This window comes from Mesorhizobium sp. CNPSo 4684 (assembly GCF_057784315.1).
Genome location: NZ_JBWLUX010000001.1, coordinates 207,332 through 233,589 on the forward strand (window position 1 = coordinate 207,332; position 26,258 = coordinate 233,589).

At 64.0% G+C, this 26,258-nt stretch carries 31 protein-coding genes; 18 read left to right on the top strand and 13 right to left on the bottom strand.

Annotated features, from left to right (window positions below):
* Positions 1-7: 7 nt before the first annotated feature.
* Positions 8-211, bottom strand: coding sequence for a DUF1127 domain-containing protein (locus AC04SG_RS01070; RefSeq protein ID WP_488549567.1), 204 nt, complete (start codon positions 209-211; stop codon positions 8-10).
* 69 nt (positions 212-280) lie between these two features.
* Here AC04SG_RS01070 and AC04SG_RS01075 point away from each other — a divergent pair, with 69 nt between their 5' ends.
* On the top strand, positions 281-955 hold the full coding sequence (locus AC04SG_RS01075; protein ID WP_112559099.1) for an ArsR/SmtB family transcription factor: 675 nt from the start codon (positions 281-283) through the stop codon (positions 953-955).
* A 200-nt stretch (positions 956-1,155) separates the two neighbouring features.
* Here AC04SG_RS01075 and ligD read toward each other — a convergent pair whose 3' ends face one another.
* Entirely contained in the window at positions 1,156-3,663 is a 2,508-nt protein-coding gene (gene ligD, locus AC04SG_RS01080) for a DNA ligase D (RefSeq protein WP_488549568.1), read from the bottom strand.
* Between the two features lie 5 nt (positions 3,664-3,668).
* Positions 3,669-4,535, bottom strand: coding sequence for a non-homologous end joining protein Ku (ku, locus tag AC04SG_RS01085; protein WP_488549569.1), 867 nt, complete (start codon positions 4,533-4,535; stop codon positions 3,669-3,671).
* A 355-nt stretch (positions 4,536-4,890) separates the two neighbouring features.
* Here ku and AC04SG_RS01090 point away from each other — a divergent pair, with 355 nt between their 5' ends.
* The 3 genes from AC04SG_RS01090 (at position 4,891) to AC04SG_RS01100 (ending at position 7,369) form a co-directional block, all read left to right on the top strand.
* Positions 4,891-5,031, top strand: a complete 141-nt coding sequence (locus AC04SG_RS01090; RefSeq protein WP_023672040.1) for a hypothetical protein — start codon at positions 4,891-4,893, stop codon at positions 5,029-5,031.
* A 179-nt stretch (positions 5,032-5,210) separates the two neighbouring features.
* On the top strand, positions 5,211-5,636 hold the full coding sequence (locus tag AC04SG_RS01095) for a thiol-disulfide oxidoreductase DCC family protein (protein WP_488549570.1): 426 nt from the start codon (positions 5,211-5,213) through the stop codon (positions 5,634-5,636).
* A gap of 62 nt (positions 5,637-5,698) precedes the next feature.
* Complete coding sequence (locus tag AC04SG_RS01100) at positions 5,699-7,369, top strand: saccharopine dehydrogenase family protein (RefSeq protein ID WP_488549571.1); 1,671 nt, start codon at positions 5,699-5,701, stop codon at positions 7,367-7,369.
* A 15-nt stretch (positions 7,370-7,384) separates the two neighbouring features.
* Here the strand turns inward: AC04SG_RS01100 and AC04SG_RS01105 are convergent, their stop codons facing one another.
* Complete coding sequence (locus AC04SG_RS01105; protein ID WP_488549572.1) at positions 7,385-7,846, bottom strand: RidA family protein; 462 nt, start codon at positions 7,844-7,846, stop codon at positions 7,385-7,387.
* 225 nt (positions 7,847-8,071) lie between these two features.
* Here AC04SG_RS01105 and AC04SG_RS01110 point away from each other — a divergent pair, with 225 nt between their 5' ends.
* Entirely contained in the window at positions 8,072-8,440 is a 369-nt protein-coding gene (locus AC04SG_RS01110) for a YciI family protein (RefSeq protein WP_488549573.1), read from the top strand.
* Positions 8,441-8,447: 7 nt separating this feature from the next.
* A complete protein-coding gene (locus AC04SG_RS01115; RefSeq protein ID WP_488549574.1) occupies positions 8,448-9,692 on the top strand; it encodes an RNA polymerase sigma factor in 1,245 nt (414 codons plus the stop codon).
* Between the two features lie 7 nt (positions 9,693-9,699).
* Here AC04SG_RS01115 and AC04SG_RS01120 read toward each other — a convergent pair whose 3' ends face one another.
* The 3 genes from AC04SG_RS01120 to AC04SG_RS01130 form a co-directional block, all read right to left on the bottom strand.
* The gene (locus AC04SG_RS01120) at positions 9,700-10,326 is read right to left on the bottom strand and encodes a glutathione S-transferase family protein (RefSeq protein ID WP_488549575.1); all 627 of its coding nucleotides are present in this window, start codon (positions 10,324-10,326) and stop codon (positions 9,700-9,702) included.
* A gap of 120 nt (positions 10,327-10,446) precedes the next feature.
* Positions 10,447-11,427: a cysteine synthase A gene (gene cysK, locus AC04SG_RS01125; protein WP_488549576.1), complete on the bottom strand. Its 981-nt coding sequence runs from the start codon at positions 11,425-11,427 to the stop codon at positions 10,447-10,449.
* Positions 11,428-11,618: 191 nt separating this feature from the next.
* Positions 11,619-12,236 (bottom strand): LysE family translocator, encoded by a 618-nt coding sequence (locus AC04SG_RS01130; protein ID WP_192258682.1) that lies wholly within the window; start codon positions 12,234-12,236, stop codon positions 11,619-11,621.
* A 222-nt stretch (positions 12,237-12,458) separates the two neighbouring features.
* Between AC04SG_RS01130 and AC04SG_RS01135 the strand changes: the two genes are divergently transcribed.
* The gene (locus AC04SG_RS01135) at positions 12,459-13,391 is read left to right on the top strand and encodes a hypothetical protein (protein WP_488549577.1); all 933 of its coding nucleotides are present in this window, start codon (positions 12,459-12,461) and stop codon (positions 13,389-13,391) included.
* Here the strand turns inward: AC04SG_RS01135 and AC04SG_RS01140 are convergent.
* The 3 genes from AC04SG_RS01140 to hrcA form a co-directional block, all read right to left on the bottom strand.
* Positions 13,370-14,719, bottom strand: a complete 1,350-nt coding sequence (locus tag AC04SG_RS01140) for a PQQ-dependent sugar dehydrogenase (protein ID WP_488549578.1) — start codon at positions 14,717-14,719, stop codon at positions 13,370-13,372. The genes AC04SG_RS01135 and AC04SG_RS01140 overlap by 22 nt on opposite strands.
* 105 nt (positions 14,720-14,824) lie before the next feature.
* Positions 14,825-15,028 (bottom strand): hypothetical protein, encoded by a 204-nt coding sequence (locus AC04SG_RS01145; RefSeq protein ID WP_192258685.1) that lies wholly within the window; start codon positions 15,026-15,028, stop codon positions 14,825-14,827.
* A 36-nt stretch (positions 15,029-15,064) separates the two neighbouring features.
* Positions 15,065-16,150 (bottom strand): heat-inducible transcriptional repressor HrcA, encoded by a 1,086-nt coding sequence (gene hrcA / locus AC04SG_RS01150; RefSeq protein WP_488549579.1) that lies wholly within the window; start codon positions 16,148-16,150, stop codon positions 15,065-15,067.
* Positions 16,151-16,403: 253 nt separating this feature from the next.
* Between hrcA and rph the strand changes: the two genes are divergently transcribed.
* From rph to AC04SG_RS01180, 6 genes are all read left to right on the top strand, one after another.
* Positions 16,404-17,120 carry a ribonuclease PH gene (gene rph / locus AC04SG_RS01155; RefSeq protein ID WP_023672052.1) on the top strand — a complete coding sequence of 239 codons (717 nt, stop codon included), beginning with the start codon at positions 16,404-16,406 and terminating at the stop codon, positions 17,118-17,120.
* A 190-nt stretch (positions 17,121-17,310) separates the two neighbouring features.
* Complete coding sequence (locus AC04SG_RS01160; protein WP_488549580.1) at positions 17,311-17,721, top strand: VOC family protein; 411 nt, start codon at positions 17,311-17,313, stop codon at positions 17,719-17,721.
* Complete coding sequence (gene rdgB / locus AC04SG_RS01165; protein WP_488549581.1) at positions 17,721-18,368, top strand: RdgB/HAM1 family non-canonical purine NTP pyrophosphatase; 648 nt, start codon at positions 17,721-17,723, stop codon at positions 18,366-18,368. The genes AC04SG_RS01160 and rdgB overlap by 1 nt, the downstream gene beginning before the upstream one ends.
* A gap of 1 nt (position 18,369) precedes the next feature.
* Entirely contained in the window at positions 18,370-19,527 is a 1,158-nt protein-coding gene (gene hemW / locus AC04SG_RS01170) for a radical SAM family heme chaperone HemW (RefSeq protein WP_488549582.1), read from the top strand.
* Positions 19,528-19,643: 116 nt separating this feature from the next.
* A complete protein-coding gene (locus AC04SG_RS01175; protein WP_488549583.1) occupies positions 19,644-19,967 on the top strand; it encodes a hypothetical protein in 324 nt (107 codons plus the stop codon).
* Positions 19,968-20,035: 68 nt separating this feature from the next.
* The gene (locus AC04SG_RS01180) at positions 20,036-20,359 is read left to right on the top strand and encodes a low molecular weight protein tyrosine phosphatase family protein (RefSeq protein WP_488549584.1); all 324 of its coding nucleotides are present in this window, start codon (positions 20,036-20,038) and stop codon (positions 20,357-20,359) included.
* 228 nt (positions 20,360-20,587) lie between these two features.
* Here AC04SG_RS01180 and AC04SG_RS01185 read toward each other — a convergent pair whose 3' ends face one another.
* A complete protein-coding gene (locus AC04SG_RS01185; protein ID WP_488549585.1) occupies positions 20,588-20,776 on the bottom strand; it encodes a hypothetical protein in 189 nt (62 codons plus the stop codon).
* Positions 20,777-20,783: 7 nt separating this feature from the next.
* The gene (locus AC04SG_RS01190) at positions 20,784-20,975 is read right to left on the bottom strand and encodes a hypothetical protein (RefSeq protein ID WP_488549586.1); all 192 of its coding nucleotides are present in this window, start codon (positions 20,973-20,975) and stop codon (positions 20,784-20,786) included.
* Positions 20,976-21,162: 187 nt separating this feature from the next.
* On the opposite strand from AC04SG_RS01190, the gene rsmI reads away from it, so the two are divergent.
* The gene (gene rsmI, locus AC04SG_RS01195; RefSeq protein WP_488549587.1) at positions 21,163-22,071 is read left to right on the top strand and encodes a 16S rRNA (cytidine(1402)-2'-O)-methyltransferase; all 909 of its coding nucleotides are present in this window, start codon (positions 21,163-21,165) and stop codon (positions 22,069-22,071) included.
* Positions 22,064-22,441 (top strand): YraN family protein, encoded by a 378-nt coding sequence (locus AC04SG_RS01200; protein WP_162739130.1) that lies wholly within the window; start codon positions 22,064-22,066, stop codon positions 22,439-22,441. The genes rsmI and AC04SG_RS01200 overlap by 8 nt, the downstream gene beginning before the upstream one ends.
* Before the next feature lie 99 nt (positions 22,442-22,540).
* Here AC04SG_RS01200 and AC04SG_RS01205 read toward each other — a convergent pair whose 3' ends face one another.
* Positions 22,541-23,347 (bottom strand): undecaprenyl-diphosphate phosphatase, encoded by an 807-nt coding sequence (locus AC04SG_RS01205; protein ID WP_488549588.1) that lies wholly within the window; start codon positions 23,345-23,347, stop codon positions 22,541-22,543.
* A gap of 169 nt (positions 23,348-23,516) precedes the next feature.
* Between AC04SG_RS01205 and AC04SG_RS01210 the strand changes: the two genes are divergently transcribed.
* The 3 genes from AC04SG_RS01210 to AC04SG_RS01220 are packed head-to-tail and all read left to right on the top strand — an operon-like array spanning position 23,517 to position 26,243.
* Complete coding sequence (locus AC04SG_RS01210; protein ID WP_112559120.1) at positions 23,517-24,209, top strand: glutathione S-transferase family protein; 693 nt, start codon at positions 23,517-23,519, stop codon at positions 24,207-24,209.
* Positions 24,190-25,344 carry a tRNA epoxyqueuosine(34) reductase QueG gene (gene queG, locus AC04SG_RS01215; protein ID WP_488549589.1) on the top strand — a complete coding sequence of 385 codons (1,155 nt, stop codon included), beginning with the start codon at positions 24,190-24,192 and terminating at the stop codon, positions 25,342-25,344. The genes AC04SG_RS01210 and queG overlap by 20 nt, the downstream gene beginning before the upstream one ends.
* Positions 25,341-26,243 (top strand): SDR family oxidoreductase, encoded by a 903-nt coding sequence (locus tag AC04SG_RS01220; protein WP_488549590.1) that lies wholly within the window; start codon positions 25,341-25,343, stop codon positions 26,241-26,243. The genes queG and AC04SG_RS01220 overlap by 4 nt, the downstream gene beginning before the upstream one ends.
* The last annotated feature ends 15 nt before the right edge of the window (positions 26,244-26,258 follow it).

Below are 26,258 nucleotides of genomic sequence, written 5' to 3' on the forward strand. Positions count from 1 at the left end.
CCGGCGGTCAGGCCTGCCAGAAGGATTTCGCGCATTCGCGGCGCACATCCTCCCGGGTCAGACCAAGATCGCGCAGCATATGGTCGTCGATTTCGGCGAGATCGAGCCGCTGCAGGTGGCGGTCATACCAGCGGGCGAGCAGCCGCCGGTGCAGCCAGGTGACGAACGGGAATGTCCGGCGGCTGGCGAATGGGGCGGAAGCGATTGGCATCGGCGTTCTCCTTGATCTCAGCCGACATTAGTGATTATCTCGCAAGAATGCTTCGATGGAGACCTAACTATGCGTGAAGGACCCGACATTGCCCGCATCGCCAGCCTGGTCGGCGATCCGGCGCGGGCAAACATGCTGAATGCGCTGATGGGCGGCACGGCTTTGACGGCAAGCGAACTGGCGCTGGAAGCCGGCGTGTCTCTGCCGACGGCGTCCTCGCATCTGTCCAAACTGATGGAGGGCGGGCTGCTGACTTTGGCCAGCCAGGGCCGGCACCGCTATTACGGCCTCGCCGGGCCGCAGGTGGCGGGCATGATCGAAGCGATCACCGGCGTGGCGGAAGCCGTTGGCCCCAAGCGTGTGCGGCCGGGTCCGCGCGACGGCGCGATGCGGGTCGCCCGCGTCTGCTACGACCATCTCGCCGGCGAACAAGCGGTGGCGATGCTGGACCGGCTCGTGGCGCGCGACATCCTTTTGCGCGACGAGCAGGAGATCAGGCTCGGGCCGTCGGCGGCCTCGCATTTTTCGGCCATCGGCATCGATGTCGACGCCAAGCCGCGCCGGCCGGTCTGCCGCGCCTGCCTCGACTGGAGCGTGCGCCGCTCCCACCTCGCCGGCACGCTGGGCGCGGCGATCCTCGACAAGATCCTGGCGGAGAAGTGGGCAAGGCGGGAGAAGGATAGTCGCGCCGTGGTGTTTTCACCGCCGGGGAAACAGGCGTTTGAGCGGGTGTTTTTGGGTTGAGGTAGACGTCGGCGGGACAGCACCCCCCTCTGGCCTGCCGGCCATCTCCCCCGCAAGGAGGGAGATCAAGCGCACCTTGGATTTCGCCAATCTCCAACCTCGCAAGAAGAGCGACGCTTTGAAGCTGCGAATCTCCCCCCTTGCGGGGGAGATGTCCGGCAGGACAGAGGGGGGTGTGACGGATCGCTACGGCGGCCTTTTCACCCCCGCTTCAGCACCTTCGCCTGCTTGAAGAACTCCTTCCACGGATCAGCTTTCTCCAACTCCTTCAATGTCGTCTTGTCGCCGATCGGGAAAGAATTCGGCGCCAACCCTGCTTCCACCTCTGCCCAGGTCACCGGGATCGACACCGTCGCTCCCTTCTTGGCGCGTGAGGAGTAGGGCGCGACCGTCGTCGAACCCCTGCCGTTGCGTAGATAGTCGACGAAGATTTTTCCGGTGCGCGCCTTTTTCGATAGCGTTGCCGTGTAGCGATCAGGCGCGGCCTGCTCCAGCGCCTTAGCGAAATCATGGGAGAAGGTTTTAACCGCCTCCCAGTCCGCCGATGGTTTCAACGGCACCAGCACGTGGTAGCCCTTGCCGCCCGATGGCTTGACGAAATTGGGCAGCGACAGATCGTCGAGCTTGCCTCGGATGTCGAGCGCGGCCTCGCGCACCGCCTTGACGTCGACGCCCTCGTCGGGATCGAGATCGAAGATGATCTGGTCCGGCTTTTCCAGTTCGTCGGTCGTACAGCCCCAGATGTGGACCTCGACCACGCCGTACTGGACCAGAGCGGCAAGGCCGTCGAAATCCCGGATGAACAGGATCTCCTCGCCGTCGGTCGGGTCTTTCATGCGGGCGATCTTGTCGCTCATGCCGGCCGAGGCGTGTTTCTGGAAAAAGCGCGGGCCGCCAATGCCGTCCGGCGCCCGCACCAGGCTGAGCGGCCGGTTGACGACGAATTGCTGCATGCGCGGCCAGACCAGCGCGTAGTGCTCAAGCAAGGCTTGCTTGGATATTTTTTCGTCGGGCCATAACAGTTTTTCGGGATGGGATAGTTTTACGCTGGTGGTCATTGCCCCAGCTTTGGTCCCGGCAACCTTGCCGGCGCTGCTTGCCGCGGGCTTTGCCTTGCTCGCCGGTTTCGATGGCTTTTCCTGCACGACTTCCTCCGCCGGCTTGTCCTCGCGCAGTCCCTGGAACGACGCGTGGCGTATTATACGGTCCGAGGTCCAGCTGCGGAACTCCACTTCGCCGACAAGTTCTGGCTTGACCCAGACCAGGCCTTTGCCGTTCGGCACGGTCGAGGCGAAGGGCGACGATTTTGCCTTCAACGCATCGAGCTTTTTCTTCAGATCGGTGGCGCCCTTGACCGAAAAGCCGGTGCCGACGCGGCCGGCATAATTGAGCTTGCCGCCTTCGTGATAGCCGACCAGCAGCGAGCGCAGCCCGCGGCCGGTCTTTTCCGAGGGCAGATAACCGCCGATGACGAACTCCTGGCGCTCCGTGCATTTCGACTTCACCCAGCTCGGGCCGCGGCCACTGCGGTAGGGTGCGTCGGCGCGTTTGGAGACGATGCCTTCGAGGCCCATGCGACAGGCGTGCTGGAGCATGATCTTGCCGGGTTCGGCAAAATGGTCGCTGAAGCGGACGGCGGCATTTTCGGCCGGCTCACCGAGCAGCTCCTGCAAGGCCTGCTTGCGCTCGACCAGCGGCTCGCGGCGTAAATCCTTGCCGTCGATCCGCATCAGGTCGAAGACGTAGTAGGTAAAGCGGCTGGTGCGATTGGCGGAGAGATCCTGCTGGAGCAGCGAGAAAGACGAAACGCCGCTGTCGGCCAGCACGACGATCTCGCCATCGATGATGGCGTCGCTGCATTTCAGTTGGGCCAGTTCGGCAACGATCTCGGGGCCGAATTTCTCCGTCCAGTCGAGGCCGGTGCGGGTCAGCAGCCGCACCTCGGTGCCGGCGATCTGCGCCTGCATGCGGTAGCCGTCGAATTTGACTTCGTGCAGCCAATCCTTCCCCGGCGGCGCATCGCGTTCCAGCGTCGCCAGTTGCGGCTCGATGAAATCGAGGCGCTTGCCGGCTTTCGCCTTGCTGGAGGCGGCGGGCTTGTTGGAATGCCAGACTTTCGGCTTCTTGCCGTCGGCGGTCTTGCCTTCCGCGACCTGCTCGATGGTCAGGCCCGACTTCACCGATTTCGGCGCGTCCTTCAGAATGTCCTCGCCGGGGCGGGCGGCGGCATCGTTGGATTTGATCAGCAGCCAGTTGTCACGCTTTTCACCCGCGCGGGGTTTCAGCCTGACGAGATGCCACAGGCCGTTCAGCTTCTTTCCTTTGAGCTCGAATGAGATGTGGCCCTTCTTCATCGCCTTGGCGGGGTCGATCTCGGGTGTCCATGTGCCTTCGTCCCAGACGATGACCGTGCCGCCGCCATATTCGCCCCTGGGAATGGTGCCCTCGAAGGATGCATAGTCGATCGGGTGGTCCTCGACATGCACGGCCAGCCGCTTTTCGTGCGGGTCGAGGCTCGGGCCGCGCGTCACCGCCCAGCTCCACAAGACGCCGTCATGCTCGAGGCGGAAATCGTAATGCAGCCTGGTTGCGTCGTGCTTCTGGACGACGAAGATGCCTCCGGCCTGCTTGCCGCGCGCGACCTTGCCGGCAGGCTCGGCGGTTTTCTTGAAATCGCGCTTGGACTGATATTGTTCGAGGCTGGCCATGGTGCTCACGCCGATTTGCGTTTGGGCGCGGCGGCTTTCGCCTTGCCGCTTTTGGCCGCCGGCTTTGCCTTCTTGGCCGAGGCTTTCGCCGCGCCGCCATCCGACAGGCTCTTCTTCAGCGCGTCGAACAGATTGACGACATTGGACGGCTTGGGCGCGGCCTGCGGCTTCGGCGCCTTCTTGCCGGCCTTCTTGGCGCGGATCAGTTCGAGCAGCGCGTCCTCATACTTGTCCTCGAATTTCGACGGATCGAACTTCGCCTTCTTCTTGTCGATGATGAGTTCGGCGAGATCCGTCATCTCCTGGTCGGTCTTCACCGCCTCGATGTCGCCGAAGACGGTTTCGGGCTGCCGCACCGTGTTGTCGTAGCGCAAGGTGGTCAGCACCATCCCGTTGCCGAGCGGCTCGATGACGACGGGACGTTCTCTGGCGTAGAGCACGATGCGCGCCAGCCCGGCCATCTTCTTGCCGGCCATCGCGTCGCGGATGACGGCAAAGGCTTCCTCCGACACCTTATCGGCCGGCGCGACATAATAGGGCGTGTCGAGATAAATCTGCTGGATCGAAGCTTTGTCGACGAAACCGTCCAGCGCCATGGTGTGCGAGGACTCGATCTGCACCGCGGCGATCTCGTCTTCCTCGATATGGACGAAGTCGCCGTCGTCGAGTTCATAGCCCTTGATCTCGTTGCCTTCCTCCAGCGGCTTGCCGGTTTCGGCATCGACATAGATGCGCTTGACCGTATTGCCGGTCTTGCGGTTCAGCACCCGAAACGAGACTTTTTCGGTGTGGGTGACGACGTTGGTCAGTTCGACGGCGCAGGTGACCAGCGACAGTTTCAGATAGCCCTTCCAGGCGGGGCGGGGTGCCATGGCGAAACTCCTGCGCGATGCGGTTCAACCGAGAACGGGTAAAGCCGATTCCGGTTCCGAACGCAGCCTGGGCGGCTTTGCAGCCGTGCGCACGGAAATTTCGCGGGGCTCCCCGAAATTGAAACAGAACCGCGCCCAAGCGACATCCAGACGAAACATATGTGATGCAAAAGTCACATTGGCCGGAAAGGGCTCAAAAGGCTCTGAAAGACCCCGAAACAGCCGCATTCCGGCCACGAAGCGACGGGTTTTCGACCGAAGATTAACATCGTGTTCACCGACTATTCACGCCTCGACGCTATGATCCCCGCAATCGGACGGGACATCCGAAAATCGGGACAGGGAACTAAGTAAAATGAAATTCTGGGGCCACATCGCCGGCTATGCCGCCGCCATCCGCGAATTCATCGCGCCGACCTATCGGCCGGAGCGCTATTACATGCGCGGACCGGGCCCGGCCTGCGCCCGTCGCGGCAGCTCGCTCGGCGCGCACTGATCATGACGTTCGAAAGCCGTCACGACAGCCGGATCTGCAGACCGGGCGCCGACCACCGCGCAACCACCTATCGCGCTGAGCGCCCCGCTCTGGCCGCGAGAAGCCGTGCGACAACGCCGCGGCTTTGATCCCCTAGCCGGCATGCTTAGTGTCGCCTGACACAAGCTGCTGGATGTCCCGTGACTTCTTCTCCTGAACCCTTCGATGCCAGCCAGCCGTTGATCGTTTTCGATGGCGTCTGCGTGCTGTGCTCGGGTTTCGTGCGCACGGTGGTCAGGCTCGACCGCAAAAACCGCTTCCGCTTCGCCACGGCGCAGTCGCCCTTCGGCGAGGCGCTGTTCCACGAGCATGGACTGCGCACCGACAGCTATGAGACCAATCTGGTCCTCATCAATGGCGCTCCTTTCACACGGCTGGACAGTTTTGTTGCCGTGATGGCCGAACTCGGCTGGCCGTGGCGGGCGGCGAAAGCCCTGCTGCTGTTGCCACGCCCCTTGCGAGACTGGCTCTACGAACGCATCGCCAAAAACCGCTACGCCATCTTCGGCCGCAAGGACAGTTGCGAGACCCCGTCCGCCACGATGCGTGCGCGGATGATTGGTTGATGCATGTCGCCCAAAAGTGACCTCGATTTTGGGGACACGACATGCATGGAGGCAACAGCGCGATGAGGCTTCTGGTCGTCGGCGGCTATGGCATTTTCGCCGGCCGCATCGTGCAGTTGCTGGAGAGCGAACCGCGCCTGACGCTGATCGTCGCCGGGCGCGGGCTGGCCAAGGCCGAAGCCTGGTGCAAAACCCGCATCGGCGCGGCGGCGGAGCTGGTGCCCCTTGCGTTCGATCGCGGCGGTGACCTGCCGGCTCAGCTTTCGGCGCTCAAACCCGATTGTGTCGTCGACGCCAGCGGTCCGTTCCAGGCCTATGGCGCGGGCCGCTACCGGCTGATCGAGGCCTGCATCGCGCAAGGCATCCATTATCTCGACCTCGCCGACGGATCGGACTTCGTCGCCGGCGTCTCCGCGTATGACGATGCGGCGCGCAAGGCAGGCCTGTTCGTGCTGTCCGGCGTGTCGAGTTTCCCGGTGCTGACCGCAGCGGTGGTGCGTCGTCTTTCCGCCGGCATGGCGCGGGTCGACACAATCCAGGGCGGTATCGCGCCGTCGCCCTTTGCCGGCGTCGGCGAAAATGTCATCCGCGCCATTGCCGGTTACGCCGGCCAGCCGGTCGACCTGAAACGCGATGGCGGTAAGGCGCAGGGCCATCCGCTGACCGAGCAGATGCGCTACACGATTGCCGCGCCGGGCAAGGTGCCGCTGAACAGCACGCTGTTTTCGCTGGTCGACGTGCCGGATTTGGGCGCGCTGGCGGACCTGTTGCCGCAGGCCAAAACCATCTGGATGGGCGCCGGGCCGGTTCCCGAAATCCTGCACCGCGCCTTGATCGGCCTTGCCTGGCTGGTGCGGATCGGACTGGTGCGGTCGCTGTCGCCGCTGGCGCCGCTGATGCACTGGGCGTCCAACCGGCTGCGCTGGGGCGAACACCGCGGCGGCATGTTCGTCGCGGTGGAGGGGGTCGACAAGGCGGGTGAAGCGATCAAACGCTCCTGGCATCTGCTGGCCGAAGGCGATGACGGGCCGCTGATCCCGGCCATGGCGGTGGAGGCGCTGGTGCGCAAGACGCTGGACGGACAGGCGCCGGCCCCAGGGGCGCGAGCGGCGGTACGCGACCTGGAACTTGACGACTATCAGGCGCTGTTTGCCGGCAAGGCGATCTATACCGGCTTCAGGGGTGACACTGCCGACGTCGAAAAGCCCCTCTATCCGCAAGTGGTCGGCGGCACCTGGCAGGATCTGCCCGAAGAAATCCGCGCCATGCATGAGCGCGTTGGAACGGCCGAGGGACGCGGCAGCGTTGAACGTGGCGCCGGTATTCTTAGCCGGCTATCTTGCTGGTTGGTTGGATTTCCTCCCGCCAGTGCCGACATGCCGGTCCAGGTCCGCTTCGATGCCGGCAAGGATGGCGAGACCTGGACGCGAACGTTTGGCGCTCACACTTTCTCCAGCCGCCAGTTCGTCGGTGAAGGCCGCTCGCGGCGGCGGCTGTGCGAGCGCTTCGGCCCGCTGACCTTCGCCATGGCGCTGGTGGCAGAGCAGGGAAGACTGTCGCTGGTGCTGCGCCGCTGGAGCTTTCTCGGCCTGAAGCTGCCGATGTGGCTCTGCCCGCGCTCGGCATCCTATGAGAGCGTCGAGGACGGCCGCTTCCGCTTCCATGTCGAGATCTCGCACCCGCTCACCGGGCTGATCGTGCGCTATCGCGGCTGGCTCGAGCCGAACGCCTGATCCATCCCCGCGACCTCAGTCCGGCAGCGCTGCGACGGCGACGATCTCGATGACGATGTCGGCCTGGACAAGGGCTGCGACGCCGATTACTTCCGAAGGCGGCGGATTGTTGTAGCTGCAGTGCTTCGGACAATGCTCTGCGAAGAACGCGTCCAGCACGTCGAGGCGAAAATTGGGAGAGCTGAGAACGCCGCCGTCGGGAAAGGGACCTCTGACGAAGAAGGTCAGCCTGATGAGATGGTCGAGGCTGCTGCCCAGTTCCTCCAGATCCGATTTGATGTTGCCGAGAACTTCACGCCACTGCGCCGCCGCATCGCCGGCGAAGCCGCCGCCTTTCTTGCCGGCTGGATCATAGTCGGCCGATGTCGCGGTGTTGCCGCAGAGATAGACGGTTCCTCTCGCTCCACTGACGACTGTGCCCTTTGCCCATGGCATCAACCGGCCGTTCTTGAATTTCTTGTGGGTCACGAGTTCCATTCTCTCCTCCCATGCCTCGCGTGACGTGCCCGCCACGACAGAGGATAGTGCTGCGCGCGCCCGCTGCCAGTCCGGTGCCGCCATCGTCCAGCCAGGAAAGATCTGGTCCTTGCGAAATCTCCTTGTGAAGATGAAAGTTTTTCTGAAGCCTGTCGAAATCGGGCATGGCCACACGACATACGTCCGGCACGCAACGACGCGGCCTTCGAAAAACAGGAGAAGACCATGCGATACATGCTTTTGATATACGCGAACGAAGCCGCGATGGCGGCCGCGCCGAGCGACAAGACCTACGAGATCAGCGCCGCCTACGGTGCCTACACCGAAGCGTTGAAGAAATCCGGAGCGTGGCTCGCCGGCGACAGACTGAAGCCGACCCAGCTTGCCACCGCGGTGCGGACGGCCAACGGCAAGACCAATGTGCTCGACGGCCCCTACGCCGACACCAAGGAGCAGCTTGCCGGTTTCTACATGATCGATGCCGAGGACGCCGACGCGGCGATCGCATGGGCAGCCCGCTGTCCAGGCGCCAGCGCCGGCACTATCGAGGTGCGGCCGATCTGGGAAATGACCGAGTACGCCTCTCAGAAATGACCCAGTGATGGATAGTCGACCGGAGATCGCGCGCGTGGCGGCCGAGGCGGCCGCCCGGCAAAGCTACGGCAAGCTCGTCGCCTGGCTCGCGGCGCGCACGCGCGATGTCGCCGGCGCCGAGGACGCGCTGGCGGATGCCTTTGCCGCAGCACTTGAGCGCTGGCCGAAAGCCGGCGTGCCCGAGAAGCCCGAGGCCTGGCTGCTGGCGGTGGCGCGCCGCCGTGGTGTCGATGCGGTGCGCCGTCGGCTGACCAGCGAGGCGAGCCGCGACCATCTCAAGCTGATGGCCGAGGAGATGGAGGCAAGCATGCATGACGAAGACCTGCCCGACGAGCGTCTCAGGCTGATGTTTGCCTGTGCCCATCCTGCGATCGAGGCCAGCGTGCGGGCGCCGCTGATCCTGCAGACCATTCTGGGTTTCGACGCGGCGGCCATCGCCTCGGCCTTCCTGGTCTCGCCGGCGACGATGGGCCAGCGCCTGGTGCGCGCCAAGAGCCGCATCCGCGAGATCGGCATTCCGTTCCGCGTGCCGGAGCGGGCCGAACTCGGCGAGCGGCTGGATACGGTGCTGGAAGCGATCTACGCCGCTTTCGCCGAAGGCTGGACCGACCCCGCCGGCACTGAAACGCAACGCCGCAATCTGGCGACCGAAGGCATCTGGCTCGGGCGTCTGGTGGCGTCGCTGATGCCCGACGAGCCGGAAGCGCTCGGTCTGCTGGCGCTGATGCTGTTCGCCGAGGCGCGCCGCCCGGCGCGGCGCGATGAAGCCGGCGACTATGTTCCGCTTGCCGATCAGGATTGCCTTCTGTGGGATCACGCGCTGATCGACGAGGCCGAAGCGCTGCTCGGTCACGCTGCGACCATGGGCGTCATCGGCCGCTACCAGCTCGAAGCGGCGGTGCAGTCGGTGCACGCGACACGGCGGCGGACCCGCCAGACCGACTGGGCGGCGATCCGGAATTTCTATGATGCGCTGTCGGCGATTGCCGGCTCGCCGGTGGTGGCTATCAACCGCGCCGTGGCGATCGCCGAGGCCGATGGGGCAGCGGCAGGTCTGGCGGCGCTTTACGTGCTTGACGACGACAAGCGGCTTAACGACTATCAGCCCTACTGGGCTGCCCGCGCCGGCCTGCTGGCCAGGCTCGGCAATGCAGCGCAAGCGGTCGAAGCCTATGACCGGGCGATCGGCCTCGAGCGCGACCCGGCCGTGCGCCGCTTCTTGCAGGCGAAACGGGCGATCCTGCGAAATTGAGCGCCGCTCAACCCGGCCACATCTCATGCGATGCGTTGAGCCGTTTCATCAGCGGATGCGCGCGCAATGCCGACCACAGGCGTTCGATGTTCGGCCAGTCCGCCCGCGCCTTGTCGACATCAGGGTGCCAGGCCACCAGCATGACGAGATAGATGTCGGCCAGCGACATCGCGTCGCCGACCAGCCAATCTCGCTCCTCGAGTGCTGCATCGACAATGGCGAAGCCGCGGTCCATCTCGGCAATGGCTGCCTGCTTGACGGCTTTCTTGCCCTCGGCATCGGTAGTGTAGCGATGGGCATAGTATAGACGCAGGATGGCCGGGTAGAGCACCGACGACATGAACGCCATCCAGCGCAGGAAATCGGCGCGATCCGGCGATCCGGCGGCCGGCGCCAGACCCGCCTGCGGGTGGCGCTCGGCAAGCAGGATGCAGATCGCCGCCGATTCGGTTATCGACTGACCGTCGGGCAAGGTCAGGACCGGAACCTGGTTCAACGGGCTGATGTCGAGGAAAGCCGGGTCGGGCGGGTCTTTCTTCGGCACATCGATCTGGTCGAATCGCACGTTTGCCAGCGCCAACGCCGCCTCGACGACGAAGCCGCCACTGCCTGGGCGTGTGTAGAGTCTGTACATTCAAATCCTCCCCAACCTGCACGAAGCAGGCCGGGCGATTTGACCCGGAAGCCACCTTCCGCTCAAGCCGGCGGCTGAAGCCACCAGCGGTTTTCAAGCGGTCCAGCGAAGACGTAAGGACTAAGCCCCCAGCCCGTCGAACAGGATGGTCGACAGATAGCGCTCGGCGAAGGACGGGATGATCACCACCAGGTTCTTGCCCTTGTTCTCCGGCCGTGAGCCGACGACGATTGCCGCCTGGAGTGCGGCGCCCGACGAGATGCCGACCGGCACGCCTTCGAGGCGGGCGACGAGGCGGGCGTTGGCGACCGAATCCTCGTTTGAAACCTTGACGATCTCGTCATAGATCGTGGTGTCGAGGATCTTTGGCGCGAAGCCGGCGCCGATGCCCTGGATCTTGTGCGGGCCGGGCTGGCCGCCCGACAGCACGGGCGAGGCCTCCGGCTCGACGGCGACGACATGCACCGAGGGCTTGCGCTGCTTCAGCACCTGGCCGACGCCGGTGATGGTGCCGCCGGTGCCTATGCCGGCGACGAAGATGTCGACACCGCCATCGGTGTCGTTCCAGATCTCCTCGGCCGTGGTGCGACGGTGGATCTCCGGATTGGCCGGGTTTTCGAACTGCTGCGGAATGACCGCATCGGGCAGGGTCGCCGCCAGCTCGTCGGCCTTGGCGATAGCACCCTTCATGCCCTTGGGACCTTCTGTCAGCACCAGCTCGGCGCCGAGCAGCGCCAGCATCTTGCGGCGCTCCACCGACATGGTTTCAGGCATGGTCAGGATCAGCTTGTAGCCCTTGGCGGCGGCGGCGAAGGCGAGCGCAATGCCGGTATTGCCGGAGGTCGGCTCGATCAGCGTCGTCTTGCCGGGCCTGATGCGGCCCGATGCTTCAAGCGCCTCTATCATCGAAACGCCGATGCGATCCTTGACCGAGGCGATCGGGTTGAAGAATTCGAGCTTGGCCAGAAGGTTGGCGACGACGCCTTTCTCCCTGGCGAATTTGTCGAGCCGCACCAACGGCGTGTCGCCGATCGTCTCGGTGATCGAATTGTAGACGCGGCCGCGGCCGGGCACGCGCGGCGAAGAGACGGGCTTGTTCATTGGTTTCGCTCCCAAGTCAAATCAGGCAATTGGTCAGGCAATTGGCATCGGCGGACAGAATAGGGCTTTCGATCGCGCAAGATAGGCTGCCGGCCGAAAATATCGAGTGGGGTGCTTGCTGAAAAGGCTGACCTCCCGGAAACGCATTTCCCGGATGGCCCGATTGGCGGAATGGATTGGCTGAAACCGGTCTACTGACGCGCCGCAATGGCTGCGGCTGCGCCAACCATGAAGCCGGCTGCGGTGCGGTTCAGCGCCTTCAGCGCGCGCGGCGATTTCAGGAACCAGCGCGCCTTGGCGGCCAGCGCCAGATAAGGCACCAGCACCACGAAGAGCACGATGACGGTGAGCGCGACCAGGATGCCGTAGTCGGCGAGCGTGATGGTCTTCAGGTCGACGATGGTCGGCGTGATTGCGAGATAGAAGATCATCGTCTTCGGGTTGCCGAGCGTGACGGTGAGGCCGGCAAGGAAGCTCGATGCCAGACCACCCTTGCCTTTCCTGGCCTCGACCGTTTCGGGCGTGATGCCGGCGGTCCAGAACCGCCAGCCGAGGAAGGCGAGATAGGCGACGCCCAGCCATTTGATGGCGAGGAAGACCATGCCGAAGGTCTGTGCGACAAAGGCAAGGCCGAGCACCACGGCGGTGAGATAAGTGAGGTCACCGAGCATCAGTCCGAAGGACATGGCCAGCGACGAGCGGAAGCCCGAGCCCAGCGCCCGCGCCACAAGCGCGGTGACGCCAGGGCCGGGAATGGCGGCGGCGATGCCGAGTGCGGCGCTATAGGCGAGAAAGCCGGTGAGGGTCATGACGGTTGCACCCCGTGAAGTGCCCCTGATGCCATGAAAGCCGGCAGGGGTAAAACGGATTCGATTGCGCCAGCAAGGTCGGACGGTCGTCAGGGCACGGCCGATAACGAGAGATGGTTCACTTACGCGCCGTGGGAGAGCGGCTATCCCCCATCCGCCCCACCGCACCTTGCAATCCCTAATAGCTGCGCTCTTGCGCGGCTACACCGACAGGAACTGCCCATGCTAGCGAAACGACTTCACATCCAGCTTCTGCAATGGAAGCCCTATTCCGAGGCGCGCGGTTACGAGCTGGAATGGTATCTGTGGTTCGAGGGGCGGCAGGCCTTCAGCCTGTTCGACAAGGGCGCGAGCGATATCGTCCCAGCGCCTGGGTACTTTACCGACAGCCGGAACCCCGGCGCTCACCCCGTTCATCCGATGATCTATCCGCTGGTCGTCAACAACCGTTTCGAGGTGCGGCTTGTCGCGTTAGAGCGCGACTCCCCGGACCCCGACGACACTGCCAAGGCCGGATTCTACATCGACCTCGACACCAAATATCCGCCGGTTTCCGACTGGCGCATCGTTGCTTCCGATCCGCGCAACAGCGACCTCAACGTGGAAGCGTCGTTCCAGCTGCAATGGCTGGACTATGTCGACACCAATGAGATTCCCGACACCGGCGTGCGGCGCATCGTCGACAAGTCCAATTATCCCTACCCCTGGGGCGCCAATGTGATGGTGTTCGAGCACTGGCTCGGGCTTGGCCGCAAGGCAGCGCTCAAGCTTGACGACCAGAACCGCGCATCGCGCCGCGAATACTGGATGATCAACGGCAATGCGGCCCGGCGCATGGTGCAGGACGTCTATCGCTTCAACGTCAACCAGCTGGGCGTCGCCAACGACACGATCAGCAGTGTTTACGTGCCGAAGCTCAATGACGGTCACGTCACGGTGGCGCTCTACGAACACGATTTCAGCGACAGCCGCTTCGCGCAAGGGGCGAAGAAGTCCTTCGGCTCGGTCGGCCTCTTCAATCTCAGGGATACCGGTTTCGACGACCGCGTCTCATCGGCCGAGGTGATCCATACCTATCCCAAGGCGATACATCGGGACGTGCACTGGGGCAGCTCTTTGCCAAACCAAAGGGCTCAGGAAGGCCCGTCGACATGAGTGATGCGCCAGATGGTGCCGTTGGCATCCTCGGTGAGGATGAGCGCGCCGTCTTTGGCCACCGCGACGCCGACAGGCCGGCCCCAGACGGAGTCATTGGAAATGACGAAGCCGGTGATGAAATCCTCATATTCGCCGGTCGGCTTGCCATCCTTGAACTTCAGTCGCACCACCTTGTAGCCCGTGCGTACGCCGCGGTTCCAGGACCCGTGCAGGGCAACGAAAGCATCGCCCCGATACTCGGCCGGGAAATTGCCGCCGTCATAGAAGACGATGTTGAGCGGCGCCGAATGCGCCTGCATCAGCACGTCGGGGATGGTTGCCTTGCCGGCAAGGTCGGGGCGCTCACCCTTGCGGCGCGGATCCTCATTGTTGCCGATATAGTACCAGGGCCAACCGTAGAAGGCGCCGTCCTTTACGGTGGTTGCGAATTCGAACGGAATGTTGTCGCCGAGCGAGTCGCGCTCGTTGACGACGCACCACAGCGCACCGGTCGCCGGCTGAACGGTCAGGCCAGAACAATTGCGCAGGCCAGTGGCAACGATGCGGCCATTCTTGCCATCGGGGTCGAAGGCCAGCACATCGGCGCGGCCGTCCTCCTCGCCCCAGGCAGCACCTGAAGGCATGGATTTGATCCAGGCGTCGAGGCCGCCGCGCGGTTCCTTCCCCATGCCCTCGGCGATATTCGATTCGGAGCCGACCGAGACATAAAGCGTCTTGCTGTCGGGCGAGAAGGCGATGTCGCGAGTCCAGTGGCCGCCCGAGGGAATGCCGGAGACAATCGTCTCCGGTTCACCGGAGGCTTTCAGATCGCCGTCGCGATAGGCGAAGCGCACCACGCTGTCGGAGTTGGCGACATAGACCCACTGCGGCTTGTCGCCCGGTGGATAGAAGGCAATGCCGTAGGGTCGGCTCAGGTTGCTGGCAAAGATCGCTTTCTGAACGGGTTTTGCGCTACCCTTTCCGAGACGATAAACGCGTATCTCGTCGTCGTTGCTGTTGGCAACAAACAGGTCGCCATTCGGAGCAACGCGAACGACGCGCGGGTTGGCGATACCGGAGGCGATAAGCTCCGCTGTAAAACCCGGCAGCACAACTGGATTGGCGCCTTCGGGCCTCTCCGCCACGCCGGGACCATTGGATGCGGATTCGGTGACAAAGGGCGCCTGTAGGTCCTGCGGCTTGATCAGCCGGCGCACGCCCGGTTTGTCCGCCTTCCAGTCGCCGAAAGCGTCCTTGCCGGTCAGCAGCGGTTGATCGGCTTGCTGAGCGAAGGCACTGGTGGCCACAAGCAGGGCAAGGCTCGCGAAGCCGGCAATCCGGATCATACTGTCCTCCTCGAATTCACGCCGGTCGGGGCGTCATGCAAAGAAGAGATATCGCGCGAGCGCCACAAAAGAGAAGCGTGCGCGCGCAGATTCAAGCGAAACCCGTCAGCTGTCCTCTTCCTCGACGTCGAGATCGTCGTCGAGCCGCTTTTCCAGCGCGACGAGATCGTCCGGCAGCGGCAGGCCCATGGCGCGCATTTCGCGAAGTTTTTCGCGCAGCTGCTCCTGGATTTCGTGCTCGTCCTCGGGCTGGTTGACCATTTCCTCGAGCAGCAGACTGATCTGGGCCTTGAACGATTCAAGCGCCATTCTGCGCCCTCCTTTGCGGTGATGCCGGCTTTGGACTTATCTCAACATCCGGGTAATCAATTGGGCAGTGTAGTCGACCATGGGCACGATGCGGGCATAATTCAGCCTGGTAGGGCCGATGACGCCGAGCGCGCCGACGACGCGGGCATCCTTGTCGCGGTAAGGCGCCACCACCAGCGACGAGCCTGAGAGCGAAAACAGCTTGTTTTCCGAGCCGATGAAAATGCGCACGCCGGGGCCGTCCTCGGCGAGGTCGAGCAGCTGGATCAGCCCGTCCTGCGTTTCCAGGTCCTCGAACAGGTGCCTGAGCAATTCGATGTCGGCGTGGGCGGTGACATTTTCGAGCAGATTGGCGCGGCCGCGCACGATGAGACGCGCCGGCAGGCCGCTGTCGGCGCCCGCCCACACCGCCAGGCCTTTTTCGACGAGATCCTGCGACAGCGTGTCGAGGGCGGCCCTGGTCTCGTCCTTGATACGGGCGATCTCGATGCGCGCCTCGGCGAGCGTGCGGCCCCTGATATGGGCGTTTAGGAAGTTGGAGGCTTCGTGCAGCTGCGAGACGGTGATGCCGGCCGGCAGGTCGACGACACGGTTCTCGACATCGCCGTTCTGCGACACCATCACGGCCAGCGCCTTGGTCGGCTCAAGCTGGATGAACTCGATGTGCTTCAGCGCCACCTCGTTCTTGGTGGCCAGCACCAGGCCGGCGCCGCGCGACATGCCCGACAGCATCTGGCTGGCCTCGGTCAGCATGTGTTCCAGCGTCGCGCCCGAGCCGGAGGCGCGCACCTGCGCCTCGATGACGCGGCGTTCCTCGTCGGAAAGATCGCCGAGCTCCATGAAGGCATCGACAAAGAAACGCAGGCCCGCCTGTGTCGGCAGCCGCCCGGCCGAGATGTGCGGGGCATAGATCAGGCCGAGATGTTCGAGATCGCTCATCACATTGCGGATGGTGGCCGGCGACAGCGACGACGGCAGGATGCGCGACAGGCTGCGCGATCCCACAGGCTCACCATCCTTGAGGTAGGAATCAACGATGCGCCGGAAAATGTCGCGCGAGCGCATGTCGAGCGACTGCAGCGCGGGTGCCAGCAGACTGGGTTCGGTGACTGCCTTGGTCATTCGGGCCAAAAACCTCCGGCTAAAGGATATAGACTTCCTTCGCCCCTGCGCAACCCGCTGCCGCACTTGCGGTCAGCGGCGCCTGTTCCAGATCGCCCGCTGCCGCGTTTGCGGCCAGCGGCGTCGCTCTTGCGATCGCCCCATGCCGTATGCGGTCACGGCGCCGCGTTTGCGGCCATTTTCCTTTGCGCCATGGGCTGCATGCGTCTACAAGCCGCCCACGCAACCGCAAAAAGAACAGAAAGAGGCCTCGATGCGCCCCTCCAAACGCCAAGCCGACGAAATGCGCGCTATCTCCTTCGAGCGCGGCGTGTCCAAACACGCCGAAGGCTCGTGCCTGGTGAAATTCGGCGACACGCATGTTCTGTGCACGGCGAGCCTGGAGGAAAAGGTGCCGGGCTGGATGCGCAATTCCGGCAAGGGCTGGGTGACGGCTGAATACGGCATGCTGCCGCGCTCGACCGGCGAACGCATGCGCCGTGAAGCTTCTGCCGGCAAACAAGGCGGCCGCACGCTGGAGATCCAGCGGCTGATCGGCCGTTCGCTGCGCGCGGTCGTCGACCTGCAGGCGCTGGGCGAACAGCAGATCACCGTCGACTGCGATGTCATCCAGGCCGATGGCGGCACCCGCACGGCTTCGATCACCGGCGGCTGGGTGGCGCTCTACGATTGCCTGCGCTGGATGGAAGCACGGCAGATGGCCAGCGTTGCCAAAGTGCTGAAAGACCATGTCGCGGCGATTTCCTGCGGCATCCATGACGGCCAGCCGGTCATCGATCTCGACTATATCGAGGATTCGTCGGCCGGCACCGACGCCAATTTCGTCATGACCGGCAAGGGTGGCATCGTCGAGATCCAGGGCACCGCCGAGGGCGAGCCTTTCTCCGAAGGGCAGTTCGCGGAGCTGATGGGTCTGGCCAAGAAGGGCATCCAAAGGTTGGTGAGTTTGCAGCAGATGGCTGTGGCCTGATTGAATTTACTGCGATGACGTCGGCGATCCTTCACACCCCCCTCTGGCCTGCCGGCCATCTCCCCCGCAAGGGGGGAGATCAGAGGTCGCTACCGTTTTCGCCAACCATCAACGTTGAGACGCTGCCAGCGGAACTGCCAATCTCCCCCCTTGCGGGGAAGATGCCCGGCAGGGCAGTGGGGGGTGCCTCGTGACTCCCTCTGCTATTTTGGAATCCGCTCTCTACGTCACCGATCTTGCGGCCGCAGAAACCTTCTACCGCGATGTGCTCGGCCTCGACCTCCTCGGCAAGGTCGACGGCCGCCATCTCTTCTTCCGCTGCGGCGCCGGCGTTTTGCTGATCTTCAACGCCGAGGCGACCAAAGTGCCGCCGGCGCCGGATGCGCGGCTGAAAGTGCCGCCGCACGGCACGGTCGGCGAGGGGCATCTGTGCTTTGCGGCGAGCGCGGATGAACTCGGGCGCTGGAAGGCGCAGCTTGAGGCGAAAAACATCGCCATCGAAAGCGAATTCGAATGGCCGCAAGGCGGGCGTTCGATCTACATACGCGACCCCTCGGGCAATTCGATCGAATTCGCCGAGCCACGGATCTGGGGCCTTTGATGCATTCTCTCGATGGAAAAAAGATCGTCGTCGCCAGCCACAATGCAGGCAAACTGCGCGAATTCGCCGATCTGATGGGTCCGTTCGGCTTCGAGGCGAAGTCGGCCAAGGACTACGGCTTGCCGGAACCGGACGAGACCGGCACCACCTTCGAGGAAAATGCCTATATCAAGGCTTTTGCGGCGGCTAAAGCCACCGGCCTGCCGGCGCTGTCGGACGATTCGGGCCTCTGCGTCGACGCGCTCGACGGCGCACCCGGCGTCTACACCGCTAACTGGGCCGAAACCCCGGGAGGCACTCGCGATTTCGGCATGGCCATGCAGCGCACCGAAGTGGCGCTGCAGGAGGTCGGCGCGGCCGAGCCCAAGCAACGAACAGGCCGCTTTGTCGCCGTCATCTGCCTCGCCTTCCCAGACGGCGAAGCCGAATATTATCGCGGCGAGGCCGAGGGAACGCTGGTGTGGCCGCCGCGCGGCGAGCTCGGCTTCGGCTACGACCCGGTTTTCCTGCCTGACGGTTTCGACAAGACGTTCGGCGAGATGAGCGCCGAGGAGAAGCATGGCTGGAAGCCCGGCCAGCCAACGGCGCTGTCGCACCGCGCCCGCGCCTTCCAGAAATTCGCCCGCGCCAGACTTGGTTCGGCCTGAGATGCCGCTGGACCGCAGCCCGGGCTTCGGCGTCTACATCCATTGGCCGTTCTGCGCGGCCAAATGCCCGTATTGCGACTTCAACAGCCATGTCCGCCACCAGCCGGTCGATCAGCAGCGTTTTGCCCGCGCCTTCGAGACCGAGCTCGCGACGATGCGCGGGCGCACCGGGCCGCGCGAAGTGACCAGCATCTTTCTCGGCGGCGGCACGCCGTCGCTGATGCAGCCCCAGACGGTGGCGGCGGTGCTCGACGCCGTGGCCAAGAACTGGACCGTGCCCGATGGCATCGAGGTGACGCTGGAAGCCAATCCGTCCTCGGTCGAGGCCGAGCGTTTTCGCGGCTACCGCACCGCCGGCGTCAACCGGGTGTCGCTCGGCGTGCAGGCGCTGAACGACAAGGATTTGCGCTTCCTTGGCCGGCTGCACAATGTCGAGGAAGCAGTGCATGCCATCGGGCTGGCGCGTGAGATTTTTCCGCGGCTTTCCTTCGATCTGATCTATGCCCGTCCCGGCCAGACGCTGGACGCCTGGCAGGCGGAGCTCGAACAGGCGATCGACCACGCCGCCGACCATCTGTCGCTCTACCAGCTGACCATCGAGGAAGGCACGCCGTTCCACGCCCTGCATGCCGCGCACAAATTCACCATTCCCGACAATGACCGGGCAGCCGATCTCTACGCGCTGACGCAAGAGGTGACCGCAGCGCATGGTTTGCCGGCTTACGAGATTTCCAACCACGCCAGGCCGGGCGCCGAGAGCCGGCACAATCTGACCTACTGGCGCTATGGCGAATATGTCGGCGTCGGGCCGGGCGCGCATGGCCGTTTCATCGAGAACGGCCACCGCACCGTCACCATCGCCGAGCGGATGCCGGAGACCTGGGCCAATCTGGTCGAGGCCAAGGGCCATGGCGTCACCGGCGGCGAAGTCTTGACGCGTTCGGAGGAGGCCGACGAGTTCCTGCTGATGGGGCTCAGGCTCGCTGAAGGCATCGACCTTACCCGCTACGAGGCGTTTTCCGGGCGCGGCCTGTCCAGCGCGCGGCTGTCGGTGCTGCAGGACGAGGGGCTGGTGGCGCCTATCGGCAACGCCAGGCTGCGCGCCACGCCGGCCGGCATGATCGTGCTCGACGCCGTGGTGGCGGATCTGGCGCGGTAAGCCCACAGGCCAAGTGGCTAGTCTGTGGTGGACGATTTATCGGCTCCAGTAAGGATGCTAGAAGTTCGGCTTGTTGAACCGAAGGCGTGCCCGCGCCGTATCCAGATGGTCCTGCGATGAAGTTCCTGATCCACGAGACGCTGCGGACATTGAACACTGATGATGTGTTCGAGTTTGGACTGGGCGAGATCTCTAAACCGTCGAAAGACGAAGATTTCTATGAGGCAGAAGTAATTTTTATCAAGAACGGAAAAGTTCTCACCAAGGGAAAGACAGCCAATCTGAGTGAATTCAGCGTCGTAACCAGCTTTATCACCTTCATCGGCATCAGGCTTAGAGCGATCGCCAAGGATGATTCTATAGAATTCGATCTTTATGGACTTACTATTGATCAGTACATCCCTCTGACAAAATCGATACGAGAGATATGGGATGAGTAATTGCACGCGGCGGAGCGCAGTTTGGGTTTCTAGCCAGGGCAATAGCCAATAACTAAAGATGGAAACTCTTGAGGAACGTCCTCTTTGTCTGCAGCCAGAATCGTTTGCGCAGCCCGACTGCCGAGCAGGTGTTTTCCAAGCGCAGGGACATCGAGGTTGAGTCGGCCGGCACCAATCACGATGCCGACACGCCGCTGACGCATGAACTGGTGGCGTGGGCCGACATCATCTTCGTCATGGAAAAGGCGCACCGCACCAAATTGCAGAAGAAATTCAAGGCGAGCCTGAAGAAGGCGCGGGTGGTCTGCCTCGACATCCCTGATGACTATGAATTCATGGACCCGGAACTGGTGCGTCTGTTGGAGGTGCGCGTTTCGCGGTATCTCGGTTGAACAAGATGCGGGGCGTTGGCATCCACGCCTTCGTCATCCTCGGGCTTGACCCGAGGATCCATGCCGCGACCTTAGCCTAGGAATTCGGCAGAACAGAATTCTGGACCGTTGCGACGCTTTGATGTCACGGCATGGATCCTATGGTCTGCGCCGCGTCGCTACGCTCCTTGCTTCGCCATAGGATGACGAAGGATCAACCGTCTCGCCCAACCGCAAAGGTCTGTGGGATCAAGCGTCGTGCTTGAAGCGGCGCTTGCCACGGTCCTTTGCGGCATGCGCGTTGCCGGGTCGGGCCGGCTTGGCGTCGGCCTTGTCGCGGCGGACGCTGTGCTGGTCGTTCATCGGATGCGGCGGCACGCCTTCTCTGGCGCTCTTGGTTTCAAGACGGGTGATGAAGATATCGAAGCGATTGGGCATCGTCCGGTCAGTGCTCCGTCGTGCTGCTTGGCTGGGGCTGATTGTCGGAAAGCCTGACATTCGTCGGCAAGGGGGTGGTGGCCCGCCTGGTCAGGCTGGTCTCGCTCTTGGCGAGCAGACGCTTGTCCTTTGGCACGGGCACGCGGTTGCGCCCGGCATAGTAGGGCTCGAAAACGTCCTGCAATTTGAGGCTGTCCATCCTGTCCTCCTCCTCAAGAGACTCAGGTATTCAATCCGCCGGCCACGGTTTCGTTCCCCACTATGGCAAAGACATGGCGGCCGGATTACATCGGCGTCAGGTTTGGGGCGGTCAGGTTGAGGCGGGACGCCGGGCTTTTGCAACCGCGCCTGCGCCGTGCCAAACAGGGCTGAACGGAGAGTGAGCGGTGACCGGCGAAAAACGCAGCTATGTGATCGGCCAGACCGAGATGCCGGCCCGACCGCTCGAGCCGGCGCTCTATCTGGTGGCGACGCCGATCGGCAATCTCGCCGACATCACGCTGCGCGCGCTGGAAACGCTGGCCGCCGCCGACATTGTCGCCTGCGAGGATACCCGCGTCTCGCGCGTGCTGCTCGACCGCTACGGCATCCGCCGCCGCACCACCGCCTATCACGAGCACAATGCCGGCGAGGCCGGGCCGAAGCTGATCGCAGCGCTTGAGGCCGGGCAGAGTGTGGCGCTGATTTCCGATGCCGGCACGCCGCTGATCTCCGATCCGGGCTACCGGCTGGTCGGCGAGGCGCAGGAGCGCGGCCTGCGCGTCGTGCCGATCCCGGGTCCGTCGGCGCCGCTGGCGGCGTTGACGGCGTCGGGCCTGCCGTCCGACGCCTTCCTGTTTGCCGGGTTCTTGCCGGTGAAATCAGGGCAGCGGCTGACCAAGCTCGAAACCTTCAGGGCGGTGCCGACGACGCTGATCTTCTTCGAATCGCCACGCCGGCTGGCCGAAACGCTGGCTGCCATGGTCGAGGCGCTGGGTGGCGAGCGCAAGGCAGCCATCGGCCGCGAGCTGACCAAGACCTTTGAGGAGATGCGCACCGGTACGTTGCGGGCGCTGGCCGACCACTATGCGGCGGCCGACACGCCGAAGGGCGAGATCGTCATCTGTGTCGGCCCCGCCGAGGTCAAGGCCGACCAACCCGCCGACATCGACCGGCTGCTTCTGTCGCTGGCCGCCGAAATGCCGGCCTCCAAGGCTGCGGCGGAAGCGGCGAAGATGACCGGCGGGCAGAAGCAGGCGCTGTACCGGCGGCTGCTTGAGCTCAGGGATGCCGCTGGAGAAGGCGAAGGTGGCTGAGCGCCCGAGCGCCAGCCGCCAAAAGGCCTATCGGCGCGGCCATCGCGGCGAGTGGCTGGCAGCAGCGGCGCTGATGCTGAAGGGCTACCGCATCCTTGCGCGCCGCCATCGCACGCGCTTCGGTGAAATCGACTTGATCGCCAGGCGCGGTGACCTCGTGCTGTTCGTCGAGGTCAAGGCGCGGCGCACGCTGATGGAAGCGATGGAGGCGATCGGCCATGAATCCGAGCGCCGCATCGAGGGCGCCGCCGACATCTGGCTGTCGCGGCAGCCGGATTACGGAAAGCTGTCGATGCGATTCGACATGGTGGCGGTGCTGCCCTGGCGCTGGCCGGTGCACGTGGAGAATGCGTTTTATGGGAGGAGTTGAGGGGCTAGTGACAGGCGTCGCTCGCCCTTCGCTGGCTCAGGGCGTTCGTCGTTCGGAAAGCCAAGCAATTGGCTTTCCGTCCGCTTCGCGGACCACTCCTCACCCCCAAATCATCAACGCCACCAAGCCCACACCACCCACCACCAGGCGCCACCAGCCGAACAGCGAGTAGCCGTTGCGCGAGACGTAATCGAGCAGGAAGCGGACGACGATCAGCGCGGCGACGAAGGCGGCGACGAAGCCGATGGCGATGATCGGCAAGTCGGCCGTGGTCAGCACATTGCGGTTCTTGAACAGGTCGAAGGCGAAGGCGCCGACCATGGTCGGGATGGCAAGGAAGAAGGAGAATTCCGCCGCCGCGCGCTTGTCGACGCCCAGAAGCAGCGCGCCGACGATGGTCGAGCCGGAGCGCGACGTGCCGGGGATCAGCGACAGGCACTGGAACAGGCCGATCTGCAGATAGAGCCGGGTCGGGAAACGTTCGACGTCGCGGTAGACGGGCTTGAGGTTCATGCGGTCGACCGCCAGCAGCACGACGCCGCCGATGACCAGCATGATGCAGATCAGCCGCGGCGATTCGAACAGGATGGTCTTGATGAAATCATGCGCCAGCGCGCCGATGATGGCCGCCGGCAGGAAGGCGATCAGGATGCCGAGGACGAAATGCCGCGTCAGCCGGTCATGCGGTAGGTCGAGCAGCATCTGCCACAGGCGGCGGAAATAGACGCTGAGGATCGCCAGGATGGCGCCGAGCTGGATCAGGATCTCGAAGGCCTTGCCTGTGGAATGGAAGCCGAGGAAATGGCCGGCAAGCAGGATATGGCCGGTGGAGGACACCGGGATGAACTCGGTCAGCCCCTCGAGCAGGCCGAGCAGCAGGGCTTCGACAAAGGTGTGGCTATCCATGGCAACCTCGGCATTCAAGTGACGGAAGGAAACGGCTTGCAAAAGGGCTTGCTTGTCACGGCGCGGAAGTCCCCCTATAGGTCGCAATACCGTGACGGCCGCATGACGGGCCGCCAAGACTTACCGGTGCGCCCTGCGATTCGCCAGTGCGCTGAATTATCGCGGAACCATGCTGACGCTTTTCCATCACCCGATGTTTGCCACCTGCCGCTTCGTTCGCCTCGCCTTTGGCGAGTATGGCGAGGAGCTGGCGCTGATCGAGGAAAAACCGTGGACGCGGCGCAAGGAGTTCCTGGCGCTGAACCCGGCCGGCACCTTGCCGATCCTGCTTGCCGAGGGCGACGTGCCGATCGTCGGCGCCATGGTGATTGCCGAATATCTCGACGAGACGCGCGGTGTGCTGAAGCGCGACAAGCGCCTGTTTGCCGAAGACCCGATGCAGCGCGCCGAGATCCGCCGGCTGACCGACTGGTATCTCAACAAGGCCGAGAGCGAAGTGACCAGGCATCTCGTGCGCGAACGGGTGCTGAAGCCGATCATGCCGGAGACGGCGGGCGGCGGTTCGCCCGATTCTGGCGCGATCCGGGCCGCGCGCGCCAACATCCGCCAGCACATGAAATATACCAATTGGCTGGCAGGCACCCGTCATTGGCTGGCCGGCAGCAAGGTCACCTATGCCGACCTGGCAGCGGCCGCGACGCTGTCGGTGCTGGATTATCTCGGCGAGATCGACTGGCGCGAGCATGCCGCGGCGCGCGAATGGTACACGCGGGTGAAATCGCGGCCATCCTTCCGGCCGCTGCTCTCCGACCGGGTGCGCGGCCTGTCGCCGGTGTCGCATTATGCGGACCTCGACTTCTAAACGCGAAACCCTGCGCGCGCTGATCGACGCGGAGGCGCGGCGCGCCGGCTTCGATGCGGTGGCCGTCACCACGCCTGACTCGATCCCGCTTGCGCCGGGACGGCTCGCCGAATTCGTCGCCGATGGTTTTCATGGATCGATGGCTTGGATCGCCGAGACACTCGAGCGGCGCAGCGAACCGTCGACGCTGTGGCCCGAAGTACGCTCGATCATCGTGCTGGCGATGAATTACGGCCCCGACCATGATCCGCGTGCGCTGCAAGCAAGGCGCGACCGCGGCGCGATCTCGGTCTATGCGCAGAACCGCGACTATCACGAGGTGATGAAGGGAAGGCTGAAGGAGATTGCCGGCAAGATCGTGGCGCGGGCCGGCGGCGACGTGAAGGTGTTCGTCGACACCGCACCGGTGATGGAAAAGCCGCTGGCCGAGGCCGCCGGGCTCGGCTGGCAAGGCAAGCACACCAATCTGGTCAGCCGCGAGCACGGCTCGTGGCTGTTCCTCGGCACCATCTTCACCACGGCGGAATTGGCGCCCGATGCAGCCGAGGTAGACCATTGCGGCTCCTGCCGCGCCTGCCTCGACGCCTGCCCGACCGATGCCTTTCCGGCGCCATATCGGCTCGATGCCAGGCGCTGCATCTCCTACCTCACCATTGAGAACAAGGGCCCGATCCCGCACGAATTCCGCGAAAAGATCGGCAACCGCATCTATGGCTGCGACGATTGCCTAGCCGCCTGCCCGTGGAACAAGTTCGCCCGCGCCGCTTCCGAAGCAAAACTCGCCGCGCGCGACGAATTACGCGAGCCGGTGCTGGGGGAGCTGTTGCAGCTGGACGACGCGGCGTTCCGGTCTTTCTTCTCCGGCTCGCCGGTCAAACGCATCGGCCGCGACCGCTTTGTCCGTAACGTGCTGATCGCAGCCGGCAATTCCGGCGATGTTTCGCTGGCCAGTTCGGTGCGCGTTTTGCTGGACGATGCCTCGCCGCTGGTGCGTGGCGCGGCCATCTGGGCGCTGGCGCGGCTGGTGCCGGTCGCGGAATTTGCCGAGCTGGCCGCCGCCTACTCGAAAACCGAAACCAACACGACAGTGCGCGACGAATGGCTGTCCGCGCTGCCGATTGAGGCGGATGCATGAGCGAAAAGCAGATCTTCATCTTCGGCGCCGGCTATTCGGGCAAGGCGTTTGCCCGTGCCAACGAGGAAAAGGCGACGGTTTTCGGCACCTCGCGCTCGCCTGAAAAACTCGAATCACTGAAGCAGGCTGGCATCGCGCCGCTACTGTTCGACGGCGCGCTGACGCCTGAGGCTGGCGAGGCGCTGGAGAATACCACGCATCTGATCGTCTCCGTGGCGCCGGAGGAGGCCGGCGACCCGGTGCTCAACGCCGCGCGCCTGGCGATAACAGCGATGCCCGCCCTTGGCTGGATCGGCTACCTCTCCACCGTCGGTGTCTATGGCGACTATGGCGGCGGCTGGGTCGACGAGACGGCGGCATGCCGGCCGGTGTCGAAGCGCTCGGTGATGCGCGTGGCGGCCGAGCAGGATTGGCTGGAGCTTGGCCGCGAGATCGGCAAGCCGGTGGCTATCCTGCGGCTTTCCGGCATTTACGGGCCGGGTCGCAATGCGCTGGTCAATCTGGAGAACGGCACCGCGCGGCGGCTGGTCAAGCCCGGCCAGGTGTTCAACCGTATCCATTGCGACGACATTGCCGGTGCGCTGTGGCATCTCGTCGACGGCAATACGGGCGGCATTTTCAACGTAACCGATGACGAGCCGGCGCCGCCGCAGGATGTCGTCACCTATGCCGCTTCGCTGATGGGCGTCGAACCGCCGCCCGAAATTCCTTTCGAGACTGCCCAACTTTCGCCCATGGCGCGGTCTTTCTATGGCGAGAACAAGCGCGTCGCCAACACAGCGATCAAGGCGGCCGGCTATCGGTTCCGCTTTCCGGACTACCGCCAGGCATTCGACCAGATGTGGGCTGACGGGAGCTGGCGCGATGGCGAGCCGCGCAGCCCGATCAAGGGTAGATAATCGAAACGCGGCGCC

Excerpts from the sequence above, each read along its gene's own strand:
- AC04SG_RS01185 (WP_488549585.1), bottom strand. The coding sequence starts at position 20,776 with ATGCCCAATCGCTTCGATATCTTCATCACCCGTCTTGAAACCAAGAGC.
- queG (WP_488549589.1), top strand. The coding sequence starts at position 24,190 with ATGCGGACCTCGACTTCTAAACGCGAAACCCTGCGCGCGCTGATCGAC.
- AC04SG_RS01145 (WP_192258685.1), bottom strand. The coding sequence starts at position 15,028 with ATGGCGCTTGAATCGTTCAAGGCCCAGATCAGTCTGCTGCTCGAGGAA.
- AC04SG_RS01190 (WP_488549586.1), bottom strand. The coding sequence starts at position 20,975 with ATGGACAGCCTCAAATTGCAGGACGTTTTCGAGCCCTACTATGCCGGG.
- AC04SG_RS01115 (WP_488549574.1), top strand. The coding sequence starts at position 8,448 with ATGGATAGTCGACCGGAGATCGCGCGCGTGGCGGCCGAGGCGGCCGCC.
- AC04SG_RS01110 (WP_488549573.1), top strand. The coding sequence starts at position 8,072 with ATGCGATACATGCTTTTGATATACGCGAACGAAGCCGCGATGGCGGCC.
- cysK (WP_488549576.1), bottom strand. The coding sequence starts at position 11,427 with ATGAACAAGCCCGTCTCTTCGCCGCGCGTGCCCGGCCGCGGCCGCGTC.
- AC04SG_RS01100 (WP_488549571.1), top strand. The coding sequence starts at position 5,699 with ATGAGGCTTCTGGTCGTCGGCGGCTATGGCATTTTCGCCGGCCGCATC.
- AC04SG_RS01070 (WP_488549567.1), bottom strand. The coding sequence starts at position 211 with ATGCCAATCGCTTCCGCCCCATTCGCCAGCCGCCGGACATTCCCGTTC.
- AC04SG_RS01120 (WP_488549575.1), bottom strand. The coding sequence starts at position 10,326 with ATGTACAGACTCTACACACGCCCAGGCAGTGGCGGCTTCGTCGTCGAG.
- hemW (WP_488549582.1), top strand. The coding sequence starts at position 18,370 with ATGCCGCTGGACCGCAGCCCGGGCTTCGGCGTCTACATCCATTGGCCG.
- AC04SG_RS01175 (WP_488549583.1), top strand. The coding sequence starts at position 19,644 with ATGAAGTTCCTGATCCACGAGACGCTGCGGACATTGAACACTGATGAT.
- rdgB (WP_488549581.1), top strand. The coding sequence starts at position 17,721 with ATGCATTCTCTCGATGGAAAAAAGATCGTCGTCGCCAGCCACAATGCA.
- AC04SG_RS01075 (WP_112559099.1), top strand. The coding sequence starts at position 281 with ATGCGTGAAGGACCCGACATTGCCCGCATCGCCAGCCTGGTCGGCGAT.
- AC04SG_RS01140 (WP_488549578.1), bottom strand. The coding sequence starts at position 14,719 with ATGATCCGGATTGCCGGCTTCGCGAGCCTTGCCCTGCTTGTGGCCACC.
- ku (WP_488549569.1), bottom strand. The coding sequence starts at position 4,535 with ATGGCACCCCGCCCCGCCTGGAAGGGCTATCTGAAACTGTCGCTGGTC.
- AC04SG_RS01090 (WP_023672040.1), top strand. The coding sequence starts at position 4,891 with ATGAAATTCTGGGGCCACATCGCCGGCTATGCCGCCGCCATCCGCGAA.
- AC04SG_RS01130 (WP_192258682.1), bottom strand. The coding sequence starts at position 12,236 with ATGACCCTCACCGGCTTTCTCGCCTATAGCGCCGCACTCGGCATCGCC.
- rph (WP_023672052.1), top strand. The coding sequence starts at position 16,404 with ATGCGCCCCTCCAAACGCCAAGCCGACGAAATGCGCGCTATCTCCTTC.
- ligD (WP_488549568.1), bottom strand. The coding sequence starts at position 3,663 with ATGGCCAGCCTCGAACAATATCAGTCCAAGCGCGATTTCAAGAAAACC.
- AC04SG_RS01135 (WP_488549577.1), top strand. The coding sequence starts at position 12,459 with ATGCTAGCGAAACGACTTCACATCCAGCTTCTGCAATGGAAGCCCTAT.
- AC04SG_RS01205 (WP_488549588.1), bottom strand. The coding sequence starts at position 23,347 with ATGGATAGCCACACCTTTGTCGAAGCCCTGCTGCTCGGCCTGCTCGAG.
- AC04SG_RS01220 (WP_488549590.1), top strand. The coding sequence starts at position 25,341 with ATGAGCGAAAAGCAGATCTTCATCTTCGGCGCCGGCTATTCGGGCAAG.
- hrcA (WP_488549579.1), bottom strand. The coding sequence starts at position 16,150 with ATGACCAAGGCAGTCACCGAACCCAGTCTGCTGGCACCCGCGCTGCAG.
- AC04SG_RS01210 (WP_112559120.1), top strand. The coding sequence starts at position 23,517 with ATGCTGACGCTTTTCCATCACCCGATGTTTGCCACCTGCCGCTTCGTT.
- AC04SG_RS01105 (WP_488549572.1), bottom strand. The coding sequence starts at position 7,846 with ATGGAACTCGTGACCCACAAGAAATTCAAGAACGGCCGGTTGATGCCA.